General features: G+C 75.4%; 16 protein-coding genes. 9 read left to right on the top strand and 7 right to left on the bottom strand.

Annotation, left to right across the window (positions count from 1 at the left end):
• The first annotated feature begins 41 nt into the window (after positions 1-41).
• Complete coding sequence (gene mltG, locus D1J60_RS04660; RefSeq protein WP_125820238.1) at positions 42-926, top strand: endolytic transglycosylase MltG; 885 nt, start codon at positions 42-44, stop codon at positions 924-926.
• Positions 927-1,052: 126 nt separating this feature from the next.
• On the top strand, positions 1,053-1,898 hold the full coding sequence (locus D1J60_RS04655; protein WP_125820237.1) for a hypothetical protein: 846 nt from the start codon (positions 1,053-1,055) through the stop codon (positions 1,896-1,898).
• Here the strand turns inward: D1J60_RS04655 and D1J60_RS04650 are convergent.
• A complete protein-coding gene (locus tag D1J60_RS04650) occupies positions 1,823-2,971 on the bottom strand; it encodes an FAD-dependent oxidoreductase (protein WP_277607494.1) in 1,149 nt (382 codons plus the stop codon). The two genes, D1J60_RS04655 and D1J60_RS04650, sit on opposite strands and share 76 nt — an antisense overlap.
• Before the next feature lie 142 nt (positions 2,972-3,113).
• Here D1J60_RS04650 and D1J60_RS04645 point away from each other — a divergent pair, with 142 nt between their 5' ends.
• Both D1J60_RS04645 and D1J60_RS04640 read left to right on the top strand, forming a co-directional pair.
• On the top strand, positions 3,114-8,297 hold the full coding sequence (locus tag D1J60_RS04645) for a caspase family protein (RefSeq protein ID WP_241253142.1): 5,184 nt from the start codon (positions 3,114-3,116) through the stop codon (positions 8,295-8,297).
• Positions 8,294-9,154 carry a hypothetical protein gene (locus D1J60_RS04640; protein ID WP_125820235.1) on the top strand — a complete coding sequence of 287 codons (861 nt, stop codon included), beginning with the start codon at positions 8,294-8,296 and terminating at the stop codon, positions 9,152-9,154. The genes D1J60_RS04645 and D1J60_RS04640 overlap by 4 nt, the downstream gene beginning before the upstream one ends.
• A 23-nt stretch (positions 9,155-9,177) precedes the next feature.
• Here the strand turns inward: D1J60_RS04640 and D1J60_RS04635 are convergent, their stop codons facing one another.
• A complete protein-coding gene (locus D1J60_RS04635; protein WP_125820234.1) occupies positions 9,178-10,032 on the bottom strand; it encodes a helix-turn-helix transcriptional regulator in 855 nt (284 codons plus the stop codon).
• A 53-nt stretch (positions 10,033-10,085) separates the two neighbouring features.
• Here D1J60_RS04635 and D1J60_RS04630 point away from each other — a divergent pair, with 53 nt between their 5' ends.
• The gene (locus D1J60_RS04630) at positions 10,086-11,609 is read left to right on the top strand and encodes an MFS transporter (RefSeq protein ID WP_125820233.1); all 1,524 of its coding nucleotides are present in this window, start codon (positions 10,086-10,088) and stop codon (positions 11,607-11,609) included.
• A 117-nt stretch (positions 11,610-11,726) separates the two neighbouring features.
• Here the strand turns inward: D1J60_RS04630 and D1J60_RS04625 are convergent, their stop codons facing one another.
• Together D1J60_RS04625 and D1J60_RS04620 are read right to left on the bottom strand one after the other, a co-directional pair.
• Positions 11,727-12,413, bottom strand: coding sequence for an HAD family phosphatase (locus D1J60_RS04625; protein ID WP_125603974.1), 687 nt, complete (start codon positions 12,411-12,413; stop codon positions 11,727-11,729).
• A 47-nt stretch (positions 12,414-12,460) separates the two neighbouring features.
• The gene (locus D1J60_RS04620) at positions 12,461-12,940 is read right to left on the bottom strand and encodes an Lrp/AsnC family transcriptional regulator (RefSeq protein WP_125603973.1); all 480 of its coding nucleotides are present in this window, start codon (positions 12,938-12,940) and stop codon (positions 12,461-12,463) included.
• A gap of 161 nt (positions 12,941-13,101) precedes the next feature.
• Here D1J60_RS04620 and D1J60_RS04615 point away from each other — a divergent pair, with 161 nt between their 5' ends.
• Positions 13,102-14,499: a deoxyribodipyrimidine photo-lyase gene (locus tag D1J60_RS04615; RefSeq protein ID WP_125820232.1), complete on the top strand. Its 1,398-nt coding sequence runs from the start codon at positions 13,102-13,104 to the stop codon at positions 14,497-14,499.
• A 4-nt stretch (positions 14,500-14,503) separates the two neighbouring features.
• The gene (locus D1J60_RS04610) at positions 14,504-15,481 is read left to right on the top strand and encodes a MerR family transcriptional regulator (protein ID WP_125820231.1); all 978 of its coding nucleotides are present in this window, start codon (positions 14,504-14,506) and stop codon (positions 15,479-15,481) included.
• Here D1J60_RS04610 and D1J60_RS04605 read toward each other — a convergent pair.
• Together D1J60_RS04605 and D1J60_RS04600 are read right to left on the bottom strand one after the other, a co-directional pair.
• A complete protein-coding gene (locus D1J60_RS04605) occupies positions 15,414-16,034 on the bottom strand; it encodes a sigma-70 family RNA polymerase sigma factor (protein WP_125820230.1) in 621 nt (206 codons plus the stop codon). The two genes, D1J60_RS04610 and D1J60_RS04605, sit on opposite strands and share 68 nt — an antisense overlap.
• 98 nt (positions 16,035-16,132) lie before the next feature.
• A complete protein-coding gene (locus D1J60_RS04600) occupies positions 16,133-16,840 on the bottom strand; it encodes a YoaK family protein (protein WP_125820229.1) in 708 nt (235 codons plus the stop codon).
• A 79-nt stretch (positions 16,841-16,919) separates the two neighbouring features.
• On the opposite strand from D1J60_RS04600, the gene D1J60_RS04595 reads away from it, so the two are divergent.
• Entirely contained in the window at positions 16,920-17,513 is a 594-nt protein-coding gene (locus tag D1J60_RS04595; RefSeq protein ID WP_125597203.1) for a histidine phosphatase family protein, read from the top strand.
• A gap of 7 nt (positions 17,514-17,520) precedes the next feature.
• Here D1J60_RS04595 and D1J60_RS04590 read toward each other — a convergent pair whose 3' ends face one another.
• Complete coding sequence (locus D1J60_RS04590; RefSeq protein ID WP_241253141.1) at positions 17,521-18,984, bottom strand: PLP-dependent aminotransferase family protein; 1,464 nt, start codon at positions 18,982-18,984, stop codon at positions 17,521-17,523.
• Between the two features lie 46 nt (positions 18,985-19,030).
• Here D1J60_RS04590 and D1J60_RS04585 point away from each other — a divergent pair, with 46 nt between their 5' ends.
• Positions 19,031-19,483, top strand: coding sequence for a carboxymuconolactone decarboxylase family protein (locus tag D1J60_RS04585; protein ID WP_241253140.1), 453 nt, complete (start codon positions 19,031-19,033; stop codon positions 19,481-19,483).
• Positions 19,484-19,491: the final 8 nt, after the last annotated feature.

Below are 19,491 nucleotides of genomic sequence, written 5' to 3'. Positions count from 1 at the left end.
TGATGCCCGGAAGGCGCCGGTCCGGGGGTTAACGTGCCCGCATGCCCGACGAGCACCGGCCGTACCAGCCGCACCGGCCGCCGACACCGCGCCGCTCCCGGCTCACCCGGCGGGGCCGGCTGGTCCTCCTCCTCGGCGGGCTCCTCGGCATCGGGCTCGCCACGCTGGTGACCGGCCCCCTGCTGCCGCGGGAGGAACCGCCCGAGAAGCCGCGCCGGCTGCTGATCCCCGAAGGCTGGCGGGCCGCGCAGGTCTACGCCGCCGTCGACCGCGAACTGCGGCTCCCCGCCGGCACCACCAAGGCGGCCGTCGCCACGGCGGCCCTGGACCTGCCGGCGGAGGCGAAGGGCAACCCGGAGGGCTACCTCTTCCCGGCGACCTACCCGGTGACCAAGGAGTCCACCCCGGCCTCGCTGCTCTCGTTCATGGTGCGCACGGCACACCGCGAGCTCGCCACCAAGGCCGTCGCCGACGGCGCCAAGGCGCACGGGATGACCCCGTACCAGACGGCCACCCTCGCCAGCGTCATCGAGGCGGAGGCCGACGATCCGGCCGACATGGGCAAGGTCTCCCGGGTCGTGCACAACCGGCTGGCGAAGTCGATGCCGCTCCAGATGGACTCCACCCTCAACTACGCCCTGGGCCGCACCACCGTGGACACCACGCTCGGCGACACCCGCATCGACCACCCCTTCAACACCTACGCGCGCCAGGGCCTGCCGCCCACCCCCATCGACAGCCCGGGCCTGCGGGCCATGGCCGCCGCCGTCGCGCCGACGCCCGGTGACTGGCTGTTCTTCGTCACCGTCAAGCCCGGGGACACCCGCTTCTCGGCGACCTATGAGGAACACAGGAAGCACGTCGCGGAGTTCAACCGGCTCCGCGCCGCCGCCGGCCCGCCGGCCAAGGCCCCCGCCGCGAAATGAGCGGGCGCCGCCGCCGCACCCCGGCCTACCATCGGCCGCCTGACGGGACGCGCGGACAGGGGGCGGCGGAACATGGGGCGGTCATGGTGGACACGTCGTACGAAAACCCGCGCGCCCGCGCCGGCCGTGCCGGACGGCACCGCACCGCGGGCGGAGGAAGCGCACGAGGACCGGGAGGACGCGGCAGCGGCCGCCGCCCGCCGGCACCTGGAGGAACTCTGGGGCGGTGACGTGGCGGACTGGCAGGAGTGGCTGGCCCGTTCCCCGGAGGGGGTCGACCTGCTCCTGTGGTGGCAACGGCGGCGCGAGCTCCCCGCCCTCGTCGGCCCGGACCGCTACCGCGAGCGCCTCGCCGTGCTGCTGTCCCGGGCCGCCCCGCGCGACATCGCCGCCCTGGGCCTGGGCTGCAGCCGCCGGGTCGACCGGCGCTGCCGCACCCCGGAGGTCTGCGGCCAGGACCCCGCCCCGCCCCCGCCCGGCAGCCCGGCCCCCCACAGGTCCGGACCCGTGCCCGGGGCGTGCAGCCGCTTCACCGACTGCTACAGCGCGTACGAGGTCCGGGTCCACTTCACCGGCGACGACCGCCACCGCGCCGTGCTCCTGCTCCGGGGCGGCCCGGACGCGGCCCGCATGTGGGTGGACGGCGTCCCCGTCGGCGAGGGCCGCCGGCTGGACAACGGCGGGTGGTGGCAGGACGACCGGTTCTACGTGATCCGCGTCGGCGGCCCCGACGGCCATCCGCTCCAGGGCCTCGGCGACATCGGGGACTGGCTCTGCCGGATCGTCTCCCTCCTGGTGTACGACGCCGAACGGGCCGTGGAGCACGTGTTCGTCCCCGGGCCCGACGAGGAGTGGACGGACCCGGTGCTGGAGATACGCGACGGCGCCGGCCACCTCTACGCGACGCAGGAGGCCCGCGAAGCCGGCACCGCCGACCGCGAGTTCCCCCTGAACGCCCCGTCCCCGGGCTGAGGCGCCGCCGGGCGGCGCGTCAGCAGGCGGCGGATCTCGCGTACCGCGGCCCCGCCCGCGCGGTTGGCGCCGATCGTCGAGGCCGAGGGGCCGTAGCCCACCAGGTGGACCCGCTCGTCGCGCACCGCCCTGGTCCCCTCCACCCGGATCCCGCCGCCCGGCTCCCGCAGCCGCAGCGGCGCCAGGTGGTCGACGGCCGCCCGGAATCCGGTGGCCCACAGGATCACGTCGGCCTCCACGCTCCGCCCGTCCGCCCAGGCGACGCCGGCCGGGGTGATCCGGTCGAAGACGGGCAGCCGCTCCAGCACCCCGGAGTCCAGCCCCGCCCGCACGGCCTCCGTCAGGGCCAGCCCGGTCACGCTGACCACGCTGCGCGGGGGCAGTCCCCGCCGGACCCGCTCCTCCACCAGCGCCACCGCCGCCCGCCCCTCCGCCTCCCCGAACGCCCCCTCGCGGAACACGGGAGGCCGCCGCGTGACCCAGGTGGTCCCCGCCGCCACCTCGGAGACCTCCAGCAGGTGCTGCACCGCCGAGGTGCCGCCGCCCACCACGACGACCCGGGCCCCCGCGAACGCCCCCGGCCCGGGGTAGCCGGCGGTGTGCAGCTGGCGGCCGCGGAACAGCTCCTGGCCCGGGTAGCGCGGCCAGAACGGCCGGTCCCAGGTCCCGGTGGCGTTGACCAGCGCCCGCGCCGACCAGCTCCCGGACGCGGACTCCACCAGCAGCCGCCCGGCGTCGCCCTCGCGCACGGCCGTCACGTCCACGGGCCGCCGCACCCGCAGCCCGAACCGCTCCTCGTACGCCGCGAAGTACTCCCCGATCACCTCGGACGAGGGCCGCAGCGGATCGGCGCCGGTCAGCTCCATGCCGGGCAGGGAGTGCATGCCGTGGACCTTGCCGTAGGTCAGCGAGGGCCACCGGAACTGCCAGGCCCCGCCGGGGCGCGGCGAGTGGTCCAGCACCACGTGGTCGATCCCGGCCCGCCCCAGGTGGTAGGCGCTGGAGAGCCCCGCCTGACCGGCCCCGACGACCACCACGTCCACGTCCGCCGCGTCCCTCAGCATTTCGTTCACGGTTCTACCAACCCGCGTCGGATGCCGGATCTTCCCGGATGATCCGAAGCCCCTGCGCGGCGCGGCGGCGCGTCGCTAGAGTCGGCTGCGTCACAGGGGACGGCGGCTTGGGGGCTCGGTGGGGCGGCGCTTCTTCATCGGCATGGGCACCGGCAGGTACTGCCACCTCCCCCCGGAGGAACAGCTCGACTCGGTGCCCTCGGACATCGCCGCCATGGCCCACCTCTTCGAGGGCTTCGGCTACGAGCGCGCACTCTCCGGGCTGGGCGAGTACGACGGCGCCGAACAGCTGCGCCAGAAGCTGAGCCACTGGTCCGCCGACACCGCGCTGTCCGGCGACGACGTCGTGGTGGTGTACTTCGCCGGCCACGGCGCCGTCGAGGAGCGCGACCGGCACTACCTGCTCTGCTGGGACACCCGGGACACCGACCTCGCCACCACCGCCCTGGCCACCGAGGACCTCGTACGCATCCTCTGCAAGGGCGGACTGCGCCACGCCCTGCTGATCCTCGACACCTGCTCCGCCGGAGCCGGTACGGCCGACGCGGCCGCCGCCGCACTCCAGACGATCATCTACCGGGGTGTCGCCGCCGACTCCTCCGCCGGACTCTGGTTCCTCGCCTCCGCCCGGCGCAAGGAGATCGCCCTCGACGGCGCCTTCGTCCCCGTGCTCGGCGCGGCGATCGAGACCACGACCGAGCGGACCGGACAGCGCCAGCAGTACCTCGACCTCACCGAGCTGGTGAAGGCCGTCAACGAACGCTTCGACCTCGCCGGCCGGGGCCAGCGGGCCGAACTGGCCAGCGCACTGGTCACCGGACTCGCCCCGTTCCTGGCGAACTCCGGCTACCGCGAGGAATTACCGCCGGCCGGCACCGACCTGGAGGTCCAGGGGCGGGTCGCCGCCAGGGAACTCGCCGAGCACTTCGGCCCGCGCTCGCGCGGGGTGGAGTTCGAGTCCGAACAGGGCCTCTACTTCAGCGGCCGGGTCAACGTGCTCACCGACGTCGCCGCCTGGCTGACGGCCGAGGAGGGCGACGGCCGGGGCCGCGTCGTCACCGGCGTCCCCGGCTGCGGCAAATCCGCCGTCCTCGGCCGGATCGTCGCTCTCTCCGACCCCGCCTACCGGGCCCGCCTCGACCTCAGCGGCGTCGACCCGAACACCGTGGTCCCGGTGAACTGCGTGACGGCCGCCGTCCACGCCCGCCACAAGCGCCTGGAGGAGATCGTCGAGCGGATCGCCTCCGCCCTCGGCACCGAGGCCGACGGCGTCGCCGCCCTCCTCCAGGAACTCACCCGGCGCGGCCGCCAGGGCCCCCCGCTGGTCATCGTCGTCGACGCCGTCGACGAGGCCGGCTCCGACACCGCCGCCGACGCCGGCGGCCACGGCGAACCCCGGCGCATCACCCGCGAACTGCTGCGCCCCATGGCCGAGATCCAGGGCGTGCGCCTCCTCGTGGGCACCCGGCGCGAACTCGTCACCGCCCTCGGCCCCACCTTCACCTGCCTCGACCTGGACCGGGAGGAGTACCAGGCCGGGGCCGAGGACGTCTCCGCGTACGTCGCCCGGGTGCTGCTGGCAGCCGAGGAGCCCGAGGTCCGCACCCCGTACCGGGACCGTCCGGCCCTGGCCCGGACCGTGGCGCGCGGCGTCGCGGAGAAGGCGGCAGGCGTCTACCTCTACGCCAGGATGACGGCCCGGACGCTGCGCTCGGACGCCGAGCCGGTCGACACCGGCCGGCCGGGCTGGGAGGACAACCTGCCCAGCGAGGTCGGCGAAGCCTTCGACGACTACCTCCAGCGCTTCGGCCCCGACGAGCCCCGCGTACGCCGCATGCTGCTGGCGCTGGCGTTCTCGGAGGGCAAGGGGCTGCCGCGCGGGCGGGTGTGGACCGCACTCGGCTCCGCCATCTCCGGAGTCCCCTGCTCGGAGGAGGACATCAGCTGGGCCCTGGACGTCGCGGCGGCGTACATCGCCGAAGTCACCGACGACGACCGCCGCTCGGCGTACCGGCTCTACCACAAGGCCCTCGCCGAGCACCTGCGCGCGACGGCCGCCCAGGACGCGTACGACGTCCAGCACGCCGTGGTCGACGCGCTGTTGGGCCTGGTACCCCAGGCGGAGGCGCAGCAGCCCGACTGGTTCGCCGCCGTGCCCTACGTACGGCAGCACCTCGCCACCCATGCCGTGGCGGCCGGACGGCTGGCGGAGCTGATGGAGGACCCGGGGTTCCTGCTGGCCAGCGAACCGCTCACGCTGCTGCGGGGGTTCGCGGCCATGGAGGGCGAGGGCGTACCCGGGGTGCGCGGCGCCTACGAGCAGATCGCCCACCGGCTCACTCCCGACACCCCGCTCGGGGAGCGCGCCGCCGACCTCCAGCTGTCGGCCCGCCGCTGCCGGGCCGACCGGCTGGCCGACCGGGTCGGCGAGCTCGCGGTGACCCGCCCCTGGTCGACCACGTGGGCCTGGTGGTCCACCAGTGGGGCCCACCGGCTGCTGAACGGTCATGACCGACCGGTCACGTGTGTGGCGACGGGCACGCTCGACGGCCGGCCCATCGCCGTCACGGGCAGCGAGGACTCCACGGCACGCGTGTGGGACCTGACGACCCAACGCCCCATCGGCGAGCCGCTCCCGGTCGCCATCCCGGTCAACGCCCTGGCCATCGGCGAACTCGGCGACTACTCGGTCGCCCTGACCGGCGGACACGACGGCACGGTCCGGATCTGGGACCTCTCGGCCGGTCAGGAGTACGGCGAGCCACTCACCGGCCACACCAACAAGATCCTGTCGATCGCGATCGGCGAGGTGCTCGGCAGACCTCTCGCCCTGACCGGGAGCGCGGACGGCACCGCACGCCTGTGGGACCTGACGGACCGGCGCCAACTGGGTCAGGAGCTCGTCGTCCACCGCAGTGCGGTGCACGGCGTGGCTCTCGGCAGGCTGGACGGCCGGCCGATCGCCCTCACCGGCGGCGACGACAAGGCCGTGTACGTATGGGACGTGCGCGACGCGCTGGACGGAGGGAACGCCCAGGTCCACGGCCGGCCGTTGATCGGCACGGTCAGCTCGGTACAAGCGGTGTGCGCCGTGGAACTGGACGGACGCTCGCTGGCGCTGGTGTGTGACGCGGTGGGGATGCTCGGCTGCTGGGACCTCGCTGACCGACGCCAGATCGGAGAACCGGTCCCGGCGCACAACGACAGGCTGGCGGGCCCGTATTCGGTGGTGACCGGTGACATCGCCGGCCGGCCCGTCGTGCTGACCTGCGCTTCGAGCTCCGCGAAGCTCTGGGACCTGCGGACGCTCCGCCCGCTCGGCCATCCCCTGCGCGGACACCTGAACACCATGACCGCCGCCGCCCTCGCGGTGTACGGGGACACGGCGCTCGCCGTCACCGTGGGCGCGGACCACACCGCACGGATCTGGGACCTCGCGGCCGATCGGCCCGACGACGGGCTGACCAGGTCGATGGCCACCACCGCGTACTGCGAGTGGGACGGGCGCCCCGTCGTCGTGACCGGTGGGGAGGACGGCGCCGTTCGGGCCTGGGACCTGCGGACCCGGCAACAGCTGGGCCCGGCCTTCGAGGGGCGTTCCGCCAGGGCGACGACCCTGGCCGCCACGGTGGTCAAAGGCCGGCTGACCGTGGCGACCGGCGGAGCCGACACCGTGGTCCGGGTGTGGAGCACGACCGGGGACCGTGCCGTTCACCTGGACTTGGAGGGGCATACGAACGCCGTCGAATGCACCGCCTTCAGCGCCCTGGCGGGCAGGACGGTCCTGGCCAGCGGAGGGGCCGACGGCACGGTCCGCGTCTGGGACGTGGAATCCGGCACGATGATCGGCCGTCCGCTCGCCGGCCATGTGGGGGACGTCGAGCACCTCGCCCTGCGCTCGGACGGAGGCGCGCTGGAGGTCGTCCTCGCGACGGACGCGGACCACGCGTACGTGTGGCGGATCGAGCAGGGCGAGGACGGGCCCCGGGTACGCCGCTGCGGGCACCGCGCCGTGCGGGACGTGGACCAGTTCGCCTCGGTCGCGAGCGTGGCGTTCCACCGGGGCAGGGCGGTGGTGCTCACCGTCGCCGGCACCGGCAACCTCAAAGTCCGGGAAGTGATCAGCGGTGCCGTGGTGGCCGGACCCTTCCCCATGCTCGGATCGGTGCTGGCGGCGACCCTCGCGCAGGTGGGCGGCGAATCCGTCGTGGCGGCCGGCGGCCGCAACCAGCTCCGGATCTGGCGCCTGGATCCCCGCGAAGCACCGGGGACGCGCACGGAACCGAGGTGGTGCCTGGAGCCGGCGACGGTGCACACACCCCCGCTCTTCGGCCGGTCGGACGGCATGCCGGTGGTCGTGACCACCGGCAGTTCGGACGTGCTGATCTGGGACCTGAACGGAGGTCACGTGGTCGGCGAGCCCCTGGGCGGTGGCACGAAGAGGCTGGTGTCAGCCGAGATCATGGAGGGCCGAGACGGCCGGGCGCTGGTCGTGACGGGTGCCAGCAACGGGGTCGTCCGCCAGCACGACCTCGGCGACGGCAGTCAGGTGGCGCCACACCTGACGCACGACGGCTCCTTCCAGCCCGTCACCACGGTACAGATGGGCGGCCAGGTCCTGGTGGTACGCAGCAGTTGGGCGGCGACTTCCGTCTGGGACCTGGAGACCCGTCGCCAGCTGGCGAGGCGGCAGGGCAGCGGAGACATCAGTCGCGTCCTGCGCGTCGGCGACCGCCGGATCGTCGTGTCGGCGACGGGTGAGAACGTGCTGGAGGCCTGGGAGCTGGACACCCAAGGGGCCCTCTGCGCGCCGATGTTGGGCCATGTGGGTCCGGTGTCGGCCCTGCGCGACCTGCTCGTCGACGGCGTCCACACCCTCGTGAGCGCCTCGCGCGACGGCACCGTGCGGCTCTGGGACCTGCTGACCGGAAGCCCGGTGTGCGATCCGCTGGGCGGCTACGCGCTGGGGGTGACCGCCTTGGAGGCGGTGCGGCTCGAAGGAGCCCCGCTCGCCGTCGTCGGATCGGGTGACGGCCACGTCCACGTCCGCAGACTGGACGCCGACCGGTCGGTCGTGGGGGAGTTCCCGCGCTTCGCCTCAGGCGTCAGTGAGATCCGCTTCGCCGAAGTCAGGGGCCTGCCCACCCTCGTCGCCGCCGACCGGCACGGCCTGCTGCGCGTCGGCCGGATGAACACCTTCACCTGGACGTCCGAGATCGACATCGGCAGCACCGTCAACGGCTTCTCCATCGACCGCGAAGGCCACATCTGCGTGGCCACCGACATGGGCGTCGTCGCCCTCACCCTGGCGGAGGTGCGGCCGTGAGCCGGATCGTGTTCGTGCACGGCATCGCGCAGGAGGTGGTGGGCCCCGAGTCGCTGCTCGCCGAGTGGTACCCCGCGCTCTGCGACGGGCTCGCCCTCGCCGGCGGGGAGGTGCCCGCGCGGGACGAGGTCGCGATGGCCTGCTACGGGGACCTCTTCCGCCAGGCCGGGCACCGGGGCATCGGGACGCCCGAGCTCGACGCCTCCGACGTGGAGGCGGGGCTGGAAGAGGAACTCCTGCTCCAGTGGTGGGAGTACGCCGCCCGGATCGACCCCCGGCTGCCCGGGCCGCGGGACCGGGCCCGGCTGCGGACCCCGTACCCGGTGCAGCGGGCGCTGGACGCGCTCAGCCACTCGGCGTTCTTCGCCGGGGCGGGGGAGCGGCTGATGATCGGCGCGGCCCGGCAGGTGCGGCGGTACTTCACCGAGCCCCGCACGCGGGCCGCCGTCCTCGGCCGGTTCGAGCGGGCCCTGACCGACCGCACCCGGGTGGTCGTCGCGCACTCGCTCGGCTCGGTCGTCGCGTACGAGGCCCTGTGCGCGGCCCCCGACCGGCCGGACGTGGTGCTGGTGACGCTGGGGTCCCCGCTCGGGGTGCGCAACCTGGTCTTCGACCGGCTGGTCCCGCCCCCGCACGCGGGGCGCGGCCGCTGGCCCGCGTCCGTGCGGCAGTGGGTGAACATCGCCGACCGGGGTGACCTGGTGCCGCTGGCCAAGGGGCTGGCGCCGCTGTTCGGGGAACGGGTGCGGGACGTGCCGGTGCACAACGGGGCCAGGGCGCACGACGTACGGCCCTACCTGACGGCCCGTGAGTGCGGCGCGGCGATCGGCGAGGCGCTGGCGCACCGGAGCGGCTGAGCGGCCACCGGCTCCGGCGCCCGTCAGGCGGCGACGGGGGACAGGGCCCGGAGCCGCTCCAGGCCCCGGCGGGACTCCTCGTCCACCGGGACGAAGGTCGTCAGCCGCGACCCGGAGGCCGGGCCCAGCCACATGCTGGTGTGTTCCAGGCGCAGCGGCCCCACGTGGGCGTTGCGGATGTGCTTGGTGTTGCCGCCCGCCGAGACCACCTCGTGCCGGGCCCAGATCTCCCGGAACTCCGGCGAGGCCGCCTCCAGCCGGGCCAGCAGCGTCTTCCACGCGGGCTCGGCCAGGTGCCCGGCCATCGAGGCCCGGAACTTCGCCGCGAGCAGCCGGTTCACGCCCGGCGTGTCGACGAGGGAGGCCCGCCAGTCGGCGTTGGTGAACGCCAGCCACACGCAGTTGCGGTCCTCGGGCGGCACCGTCTCCAGGTCGCACAGCAGCCGCCCGTACGTCCGGTTGTGGGCGAGGATGTCGTAGCGGCTGTTCTGCACGCACGCCGGGATCGGGTCCAGCTGGTCGAGGACGGCCCGCAGCGCCGGCGTCACGCTCGGGCAGCGGGTGTTCGGCGCCGGGTCGGTGGTGCCCGCCAGCGCGAACAGGTGCGCGCGCTCGCTGGAGTCCAGCAGCAGGGCCCGCGCCAGCGCGTCCAGCACCTGGGGGGACACCTGGATCTCGCGGGCCTGCTCCAGCCAGGTGTACCAGGTGACGCCGACGGCGGAGAGCTGCGCGACCTCCTCGCGGCGCAGCCCGGGGGTGCGCCGGCGCGGACCCCTGACCAGTCCGACCCGCTCGGGCGTGATCCGCTCGCGGCGGCTGCGCAGGAAGTCGGCGAGCTCGTGGCGGCGCAGGTCGCTCGCCGGGGCAACCGTGGTCATGGCACCAGGATGCGGTACCGCCCATCCCGTTGCCAGGTACTCCTGGTACCAGGATGAGGAGACTCTGGTACCAGGCTGAACGGCGGCGGATCGTTCCTTCCGTGAGCGAAACGACCGTACGCACGACCCACCCGTCCCCGTCCGCCCCCGCGTCCCCGCCCGTCCCGGCCACCGCCGGGCCCAAGGCCGCGGAGCCCACCGTCCTCACCCCGCTCGGGCTGTTCACCGTACTGCTGGGCGCGGCCCTCCCTCTGATCGACTTCTTCATCGTCAACGTGGCGCTGCCCGCCATCGACGCCGACCTCGCCGCCGGCCCGGCCATGCTGGAACTGGTCGTCGGCGGCTACGGGGTCGCGTACTCGGTGCTGCTGGTGCTGGGCGGCCGGATCGGCGACACGGTCGGCCGGCGCCGGCTCTTCCTGGCCGGCATGGCCGCCTTCGGGCTGACCTCCCTGGCCTGCGGCCTGGCGCCCACCGCCTGGACGCTGGTCGGCGCCCGGGTCGCCCAGGGCGCGGCGGCGGCGCTGATGCTGCCGCAGGTCCTCGCCACCATCCAGGCCACCACCCGGGGCCCGCGCCGGGCCCGCGCGATGAGCCTGTACGGAGCCACCGCGGGCCTGTCCATGGTGGCCGGGCAGATCCTCGGCGGGGTGCTGGTCGCCGCCGACGTGGCCGGGTCCGGCTGGCGCTCGGTGTTCCTCGTCAACGTGCCCGTGGTGGTGGCGGGGCTGTTCCTCGCCGTCCGTGCCGTACCGGAGACCCGCTCGGACCGTCCGGCGTCGGTGGACGTCCCCGGCACCCTGCTGCTCGCCCTCACCCTGGTGTCCCTGCTGCTGCCCCTGACCGAGGGCCGGGCGGCCGGCTGGCCGCTGTGGACGTGGGTGGCGCTGGCCGTGTTCCCCTTCGCGGCCTCGGCCTTCTACCTGACCGAGCGGCGCGCCGACCGGCTCGGGCGCACCCCGCTGGTGCCGCCGAGCCTGCTGCGCCTGGCCTCGCTGCGGCGCGGGCTGGTCATGCTGGTGCCGTTCTCGATCGGCTTCAGCGGCTTCATGTTCGCCGTCGCCGTGGCGCTCCAGCAGGGCCTGCGCATGGGCCCGGTGGCGGCGGGACTCGCCCTGGTGCCGCTGGCCGTGGCCTTCTTCGCCGCCTCGCTCGCCGGACCCCGGCTGGTCGGCCGGTTCGGCAGCCGGGTCGTCACCGCCGGCGGGGTGGTCCAGGCCCTCGGCATCGCCCTGGTGCTGGCGGCCGCCTGGTACGGATGGCCGGACCTCGGGCTCGCCGGCCTGGCCCCGGGCGTCGCCGTCGCGGGCCTCGGCCAGGGACTCCAGCTGCCGGTGCTGATGCGGCTGATGCTCTCGGACGTCCCGGCGGACAGGGCCGGCGTGGGCAGCGGCGTCATGATCACCACGCAGCAGTCCTCGCTGGCCCTGGGCGTGGCGACCCTCGGCACCCTCTTCCTCGCGCTGTCCGACTCGCTGGGGATGCGCGACGCGCTCGCGGTGACCCTGCTGGTGCAGCTGGGCCTGATCGTCGTCACGGTGGGGCTGAGCCTGCGCCTCCCGCGCGCGATCCGCTGAACGGGCCCCGGGGAGCGCGCCGCCCCCTGACCGCGCCGCCCAGGAACGCGAGGTCCCCGGGAGCCCCGCGCCCCGGGAGCGCGCCGCCCCCGGCGGCCCGGCGCTCACCGGCCGCCGTCAGGCGCGGGCGGCGCTCCCGCCCGCGAACAGCCACTCCTCGGCGGCGTCCGCGTCGAACTCCCGCTGGCCGCCGGCGAAGAGCAGCCCGGCCGCCGCGAACGCCGGATCGCCGGCGGTCTCCGCCACGTACGGGACGGCCACGCAGCGCATCCCGGCGGCGCGTGCGGCCAGTGCCCCGGGCGCCGCGTCCTCGACGACCACGCAGTCGGCGGGCCGGGCGCCGAGCCGGCGGGCCGCCTCCAGGAACACGTCCGGCGCGGGCTTGCCCCGTTCGACCTCCTCGGCGGAGACGGCCGTCCTCAGCAGCGCGCCCAGCCCGGTGCCCTCCAGCACGGCGTCGATCGCCTCCCGCGAGGAACCGGAGGCCACCGCCATGGGCACGCCCCGCGCGTGCAGCCGTTCCACGAAGGTCCGCATCCGGGGGAAGGCCTCGGTGCGGGTGCGGGCCAGCTCCAGGTAGGCGGCGTTCTGCTCGGCCAGCAGCTGTTCGACCGGGGGCCGCAGGCCGTAGCGGTCCTTGAGGACCTCCAGGGTCTCCAGCGTGCCGATGCCGATGAACCGGGCGTGCTGCTCCCACGTGAAGTCGGGCACGCCGTGCCGCTCCAGGGTGAGGCGCCCCGACTCGTAGTAGTTCGGTTCGCTGTCCACGAGAGTGCCGTCGAGATCGAATATGACGGAGATCATCCGCTTTGGCCCGTCCTGCCGGTCGTGTACCTGTCCCGGCCATCCTGTCAGGATGTGCGAGCCGCCCGCCCCACGGACTCCACCAGCGGCAGCAGCCGGTGTGCCACCCGCTCCCGCAGGGCGACCTCCGTCCGCGTGCGGACCACCCCCGGAAGCCGGATCAGCCGCTGGATCACGTCCTCCAGATGCCCCGCGTCCCGCGCCACCACCCGCGTCAGCAGGTCACCGCCCCCGGTGATCGAGAAGGCCTCGACGATCTCCGGAACGGTCGCCAGCGCGTCCCCGACCTCGTCCAGGTGCCCCTGGGTGACCTCGATGTGCACGAACGCCAGCACCGGATGCCCCAGCGCGGCGGGGGAGAGGACCGGCCCCGAGCCGGTGATCACCCCGGTGCGCTCCAGCCGGTCGAGCCTGGCCTGGAGGGTGCCGCGCGCCACCCCGAGGATCCGGGCGTACTCGCGGACACTGGTGCGCGGCTGCTCGATCAGCAGGCGCAGGATCCGGGTGTCGAGCTCGTCCACCGCCATGTCAGGACTGTACCAATCGCCCGGAATATCCCGCCGCCCGGAACGACCGCACCCGGTCACGGGGGACCACCGCATCCGATCACACCCCCGGCGCCGAAGGACAGGGTGACAGCCGAGCAGGGTGACAGCCGCCCCCAAGCCCCCGACACGGAGCCGAGCGCATGAACACCGCAGTGGTCCTGTACACATCCGACCTGCGCGTGCACGACCACCCGCCGCTGCGCGCCGCCCTCTCGTCCTGCGACCGGATCGTCCCGCTCTTCGTCCGCGACCGGGCCATCGCGGACTCCGGCTTCGCCGCGCCCAACCGGCTGGCCTTCCTCGCCGACTGCCTCACCGACCTCGACGCGGCCCTGCGCGAGCGCGGCGGCCGCCTCGTCCTGCGCTCCGGCGACGCCGTCGCCGAGGTCTGCGCGCTCGTCCAGGAGGCCGACGCCGACGAGGTGCACATGGCCGCGGGCGTCAGCCGCTACGCCCGGGCCCGCGAGGAACGGCTGCGCGAGGCACTGGAGGCACAGGGCCGCCGTCTCTACACCCACGACACGGTGGTCACGGCGGTCGCCCCCGGAGCGGTCGTCCCCTCCGGCTCGGGCGCCGACCACTTCTCCGTCTTCACCCCCTACCTGCGCCGCTGGACGGAACTGCCCCCGCGGCCCGTGGCCGCCGCGCCCCGCCACGTACGCGTCCCCGAGGACATCGGCTCCGAGGAGCTGCCCCGCCGCGCGGCCGTCACCGGAACCTCCCCCGGCCTCGCCCGCGGCGGCGAACGCGAGGCCCGCCGGCTGCTGGCCGACTGGCTGCGCTCCGGCATCACCCGTTACGAGGACGTCCACGACGACCTCGCCGCCGACGCCACCTCCCGGCTCTCCCCGCACCTCCACTTCGGCACCCTCTCGCCCACCGAAGCCGTGCACCGCTCCACCGCCGTCGGCGGCGCCGGAGCCGAGGCCTTCGTCCGGCAGCTGTGCTGGCGCGACTTCCACCACCAGGTCCTCGCCGCCCGCCCCGGGGCCGCCACCGCCGACTACCGCACCCGGCACGACCACTGGCGCACCGGACCGGCCGCCGAGGAGGAGCTCCAGGCCTGGAAGGACGGCCGCACCGGCTACCCGGTGGTCGACGCGGCCATGCGCCAGCTGCACCACGAGGGCTGGATCCACAACCGCGGCCGCCTGCTGGCCGCGAGCTTCCTCGCCAAGAGCCTCTACGTCGACTGGCGCGCCGGCGCCCGCCACTTCCTCGACCTCCTCGTGGACGGGGACGTCGCCAACAACCAGCTCAACTGGCAGTGGGTGGCCGGAACCGGCACCGACACCCGCCCCAACCGGGTCCTCAACCCCGTCCGCCAGGGCCTCAAGTACGACCCCGACGGCCGCTACGTCCACCGCTGGGTGCCCGAGCTGGCCGGACTGCCCGCGCCCCGCGTCCACGAACCCTGGCGGCTGCCCGGCACCGAGCGGGCCCGGTACGACTACCCGCCGCCGCTCGTCGAACTCGCCGACGCCCTCGACCGCTTCCGCCAGGCGCGGCCCGGCACCGGGACGGGCGGCGTACCGTAGGCCGGTGGACCCCGAACCCGCCCTGAGCACCGGCGCCGTCGCCCGCCGCCTCGGGGTCTCCCCGACCACGCTGCGTTCCTGGGAGCGCCGCTACGCCATCGGCCCGGCCCACCGCGAGGACGGCCGGCACCGCCGCTGGACGCCCCGGGACATCGCCCGTCTGGAGGAGATGTGCCGGCTCACCGCACGGGGCGTGCCCCCGTCCGAGGCGGCGCGGGCCGCGCTCGGCGCAGCACCCGCCGCCCGCGCGGGCGGGACGGCGGCGGCCGTGGCGCCGGGCGGGCCCGGTGCCCTCCCCCTCGGGGAGGCGCGGCCGGAGGGACGGGGGCTCGCACGGGCCGCCGTACGCCTGGACCAGCCGGCGGTGGCGGAACTCCTGGAGGCCGCCCTGGCGGAACACGGCCTGGTCACGGCGTGGGAGGAGGTCATCGCGCCCACCCTGCACGCGGTCGGCCGCAAGTGGGCCTCGGCGGGGGAGCGTTACGTCGAGGTGGAGCACCTGCTGTCCTGGCAGGTCTCCGCCGCCCTGCACCGGATCCGCCCCGCGCGGGACCAGGCACGGGTGCCCCCGGTGCTCCTCGCGTGCGTGCCCGGGGAGCTGCACTGCCTGGCCATCGAGGCCCTGGCGGCGGCCCTCGGCGAACGGGGCGTGCCGGTGCGGATGTTCGGCGCCGCCCTGCCCGCCGGGGCGCTGTGCGACGCGGTACGGCGTACGGGTCCGCGTGCCGCCGTGCTCTGGGCGCACTCCCGCACCACCGCGGACCGGGCCCTGGCCCGCTCGGTCGCCGGCATCGAGTGGGGGCTGCGGGGCGCCCGCGGCCACTCGGCGCTCCTGCTCGCCGGACCCGGCTGGGGCCCGGAGTCCCAGGGGCCGCGCACCGGGCGGCTGTTCGGGCTGCGCTCCGGCCTCGGGGTCATCGCCGACCTGGTGGCCGGGCAGGCTCCAGCGACCGACGCAGGGCGTGCAGGGCCCGTCGCATGAGGCTCTTGACGGTCCCCAGCGGGAGCCCGGTGCGCTCCGCGATCTGGCTCTGGCTCAGATCGGCGTAGAAGGCCAGGCAGAGCACCCGCCGCTGGGCCGGGGGCAGCAGGGCCAGCTCCCCGAGGACCAGCACCCGGTCCACGGCCTGGTCCGGCGGCGGCCCCTGCACCGCCTCCCGCGACTCGCCGGCGCGCCGCGCGGCGGCCCGCACCACCCGCGCCAGCCGGACCCGGACCTCCCGGGCGTCGGCCACCTTGTGCCGGGTGATGCCGGCCAGCCAGGCACCCATCCCGCCGGGCCCCGGACGGTACCCGGCCCGGCCGCGCCAGGCGGCGAGGAACACCTGCTGGGTGACGTCCTCGGCCTCGCACGGATCGGCCAGGGCGCGCAGGGCCAGGGCGTGCACCATGGGCCGCCAGCGCCGGTAGACGGCCTCCACGCAGGCCTCGTCGCCGACGGCGAACCGGGCCGCGAACCCGGGCTCCGTCGAGGGTTCGGCGGCGCCGGCGGGGGCGCCCTGCGGGCGGGAGCCCTGCCCGGGAACGGTGTCCATACGAGGAGCCTCCCGAGCCCCCGCCCCCACCCTCCACCCGCACCGTTTCCGCACCGATTCCCCGGGCCCCGCTCCCGCCCCGCCCGGGCCTGCCCCCTTCAGCAGGTGCCGGGGCGTAGCTCCGGCTGTCGGACGTAGGCCAGGCCGACCGCGCACACCACCGCCGACGCCGGCAGCAGCAGCCAGTTCACCGTCCACCCGGCCCGCACCAGCAGGGCCCCCGTCAGCCCGCCCGCGAACATCGCGGCGACCGCCCACGCCCGCCGCCCCCACGCGCCCGTGCCGTAGCCGAAGGCGCTGTCGTGCCCCAGCGCCGAGCCGCCCAGCAGGGCCGTCATCGACCGGGTCACCAGGGTCGTCGGCACCCCCGGCATGTTGACCCGCATGCTGGTGACGTTGCGGAAACCCATCGCGCCCGCGAGGACGGCGGCCGTCATCAGGTGCCGCGCGGCCGGGTTGCCGTACCGGGGCGGCACGCCCCACCCGACGCAGGCGGCGGCCAGGACCAGCGCCGCCTCCACCGCCAGGCCGATCACGAACCAGTGCCGCCCCCGGGCCTGCGCGGCCCCCTCCAGCCGGGCCGCGCACACCGCGCCGACCGCGAACGACAGCAGCGACACCCCCGACGCCAGGGCGGGCAGGCTCCCCTGATGGGCCGTGCCGAAGGCGAGGAACAGCACGTTGCCGGTCTGCATGGCGGTGAACACCGGCCCCAGGGCCAGCAGGCTGACGGCCTCGATCAGCCCCGTCACCCAGGTCAGCACCAGCAGCAGGACCGTCAGCCGCCTGCACTCACGCACGTCCATGACGCCCGACAGTGACACGCCCGCCCGCCTCCGGCGACCCGACATGCCGGGCCCCGGCCCGCCGCCGTAGGGTCCGGACATGAGTGAACTGCTGCTGGTGAGGCACGGGGAGACGGCGTGGAGCGCGAACGGGCGCCACACGGGGCTGACCGACGTGCCGCTGACCGCGCGGGGCGCCGACGAGGCCCTCTCGCTGGCCCCCTACTTCCGCGACCGCGAACCCGCCCTGGTGCTGACCAGCCCGCTCAGCCGGGCCGTCGCCACGGCCGAACTCGCCGGGCTCACCGGCGGGATCCCCGAACCCGACCTCCACGAATGGGACTACGGCGGCTACGAGGGCGTCACCACCGCCGAGATCCAGCGCACCCGCCCCGACTGGTCGCTGTGGACCGACGGCGTCCCGCCGGGCGACGACCGCCACCCGGGCGAGCAGGCCGCTCAGGTGGGCGTCCGCGCCGACCGGGTCCTCGCCCGCGTCGCGCAGACGCTGCGAGCCGGCCGGGGCGACGTCGTACTCGTCGCCCACGGCCACTTCCTGCGCGTCCTGACCGCCCGCTACCTCGGCCTGCCCCCACAGGACGGCCGGCTCTTCCTGCTGCGCACCGGTACCGTCAGCGTGCTGTCCACGGAGCACGGGCTCCCGGTCATCGCCGGCTGGAACACCCGTCCCTGACCACCCCTCAGACCGCCTGCGGCGGCTCGGGCAGGGCCAGGCACAGCGCGTCGAGTGCCGCCGCGAACGCGTGCTCGGGCGGGGTGCCGTAGCCCAGCACCAGACCGTCCCGCGGGGCCATGGCGCTGGCCGGGTGCAGGTACGGGCCCAGCCCGTCCAGCGCCAGCCCCGCCCGGCGCGCCGCGCGCAGGGCGGCCGCCTCCGTGCCCGGCGGCAGCTCCAGCACCGCGTGCAGCCCGGCCGCGACCCCGCTGACCCGGACGTGCGGGGCCTCGGCCGCGAGCCGCGCCGCCAGCAGGTCCCGGCGGCGCCGGTAGACCTGCCGCATCCGGCGCAGGTGGCGGTCGTAGCCGCCCGAGGAGACGAACTCGGCCAGGGTGAGCTGGTCCGTCACCCCCGACCACATCTCGCGCTCCCCCTTCGCCTCCAGGACCTCGTCCACCAGCCGGCCCGGCAGCACCATCCAGCCCATCCGCAGCGCGGGCGACAGGCTCTTGCTGACGGAGCCGACGTACACGATCCGCTCCGGGTCCAGGCCCTGCACGGCGCCGACCGGCTGGCGGTCGTAGCGGAACTCCCCGTCGTAGTCGTCCTCCACGACGAGCCCGCCGCGGGCCCGCGCCCAGTCCACCACCGCCGCCCGCCGCTCGGGGTGCAGCGGCCCGCCCGTCGGGAACTGGTGCGCCGGCGTGAGCAGCACGGCCCGCGCCCCCGTCCCCGCGAGCTCCCCGACCCGCGCGCCCCGGCCGTCCACGGTCAGCGGCACCGTCGCCCTCCCGGCCCGCTCCAGCACCTCCCGGTGGAACGGCAGCCCGTACGACTCGACGGCGACCGGGCCCGTCAGGACCGGCCCCAGCAGTTCCAGGGCGTGCGCGAACCCGGAGCAGAGCACGATCCGGTCGGGGGAGGTCCGTACGCCCCGGGCCCGCGCGAGGTACTCCGTCAGGGTGCGCCGCAGCTCGATCCGGCCGCGCGGGTCCCCCACGCCGAAGGCGTCGTGCGGGGCGGCGGCCAGCGCCCGCCGGGCCGCGCCCAGCCAGGCCGTACGGGGGAAGGCCGAGGCGTCGGGGGAGCTGGGCGCCAGATCGTGGACGGTACGCCGCCGCGCGGGCCGGGCCGGACCGCGCGGCCGCTCGGGCTCCAGCGGGACGGCCCGCTCCGCGACCCGGGTGCCCGACCCCTGGCGCGCCGACAGCCAGCCCTCCTCGACCAGCTCCGCGTAGGCGTCGGCGACGGTGTTGCGGGCGATCCCCAGGTCGGCGGCGAGCGTCCGGTAGGGCGGCAGCCGGGTCCCCGGCGCCAGCCGCCCCGAGTGCACCGCCTCCCGCAGGGCGCGCATCAGCCGGGCGCGCAGGCTGCCCCCGCCGCTCAGGTCCAGGTCCAGGTACAGATCGCTGCCGCTGCCGCTGCCGCTGCCGCTGCCGTCGCCGGAGGGATGCTCCTCCGCCGGATTGACCCAAGATCCCCGCATGGAAATGCACCCTACGCCCGGTCGATCACCCCCGTAGGTTCTTCACATGACAACTTTTCAGGTTCCCGAACGCATGAACTTCTCCGCCGTCGCCCCCCGTGTCTTCAAGGCCGTCCTCGCCCTCGACGCCGCCGCCCGCAAGGGACTGGACCCCGTCCTGCTGGAACTGGTCCAGATCCGCGCCTCGCAGATCAACCGCTGCGCGTACTGCATCGACTACCACACCGGCGACGCCCGCAAGGCCGGCGAGTCGCAGGAGCGCATGCACCAGCTCTCCGCCTGGCACGACTCCAGCCTGTTCACCGAGAAGGAACGCGCGGCCCTCGCCCTGACCGAGGAGATCACCCTGCTCCCCGGCGGCGTCTCGGACGCCGTCTACGACGAGGCCGCACGCCACTTCGGCGAGGAGGAGCTCGCCCAGCTGATCGCGCTCGTCTTCACCGTCAACACCTGGAACCGGATGAACGTCACCACCCGCAAGACCCCCGGCACCGAGTGACCCGGCCC

Source organism: Streptomyces sp. W1SF4 (assembly GCF_003950035.1).
Classification (GTDB): Bacteria; Actinomycetota; Actinomycetes; order Streptomycetales; family Streptomycetaceae; genus Streptomyces; species Streptomyces racemochromogenes.
The sequence above is the reverse complement of the archived record's forward strand: the minus strand, read 5'-3'. Positions and strand labels throughout refer to the sequence as shown.

Excerpts from the sequence above, each read along its gene's own strand:
- D1J60_RS04620 (WP_125603973.1), bottom strand. The coding sequence starts at position 12,940 with ATGGCGGTGGACGAGCTCGACACCCGGATCCTGCGCCTGCTGATCGAG.
- D1J60_RS04615 (WP_125820232.1), top strand. The coding sequence starts at position 13,102 with ATGAACACCGCAGTGGTCCTGTACACATCCGACCTGCGCGTGCACGAC.
- mltG (WP_125820238.1), top strand. The coding sequence starts at position 42 with ATGCCCGACGAGCACCGGCCGTACCAGCCGCACCGGCCGCCGACACCG.
- D1J60_RS04595 (WP_125597203.1), top strand. The coding sequence starts at position 16,920 with ATGAGTGAACTGCTGCTGGTGAGGCACGGGGAGACGGCGTGGAGCGCG.
- D1J60_RS04630 (WP_125820233.1), top strand. The coding sequence starts at position 10,086 with ATGAGGAGACTCTGGTACCAGGCTGAACGGCGGCGGATCGTTCCTTCC.
- D1J60_RS04635 (WP_125820234.1), bottom strand. The coding sequence starts at position 10,032 with ATGACCACGGTTGCCCCGGCGAGCGACCTGCGCCGCCACGAGCTCGCC.
- D1J60_RS04600 (WP_125820229.1), bottom strand. The coding sequence starts at position 16,840 with ATGGACGTGCGTGAGTGCAGGCGGCTGACGGTCCTGCTGCTGGTGCTG.
- D1J60_RS04585 (WP_241253140.1), top strand. The coding sequence starts at position 19,031 with ATGACAACTTTTCAGGTTCCCGAACGCATGAACTTCTCCGCCGTCGCC.
- D1J60_RS04625 (WP_125603974.1), bottom strand. The coding sequence starts at position 12,413 with ATGATCTCCGTCATATTCGATCTCGACGGCACTCTCGTGGACAGCGAA.
- D1J60_RS04605 (WP_125820230.1), bottom strand. The coding sequence starts at position 16,034 with ATGGACACCGTTCCCGGGCAGGGCTCCCGCCCGCAGGGCGCCCCCGCC.
- D1J60_RS04590 (WP_241253141.1), bottom strand. The coding sequence starts at position 18,984 with ATGCGGGGATCTTGGGTCAATCCGGCGGAGGAGCATCCCTCCGGCGAC.
- D1J60_RS04645 (WP_241253142.1), top strand. The coding sequence starts at position 3,114 with ATGGGCACCGGCAGGTACTGCCACCTCCCCCCGGAGGAACAGCTCGAC.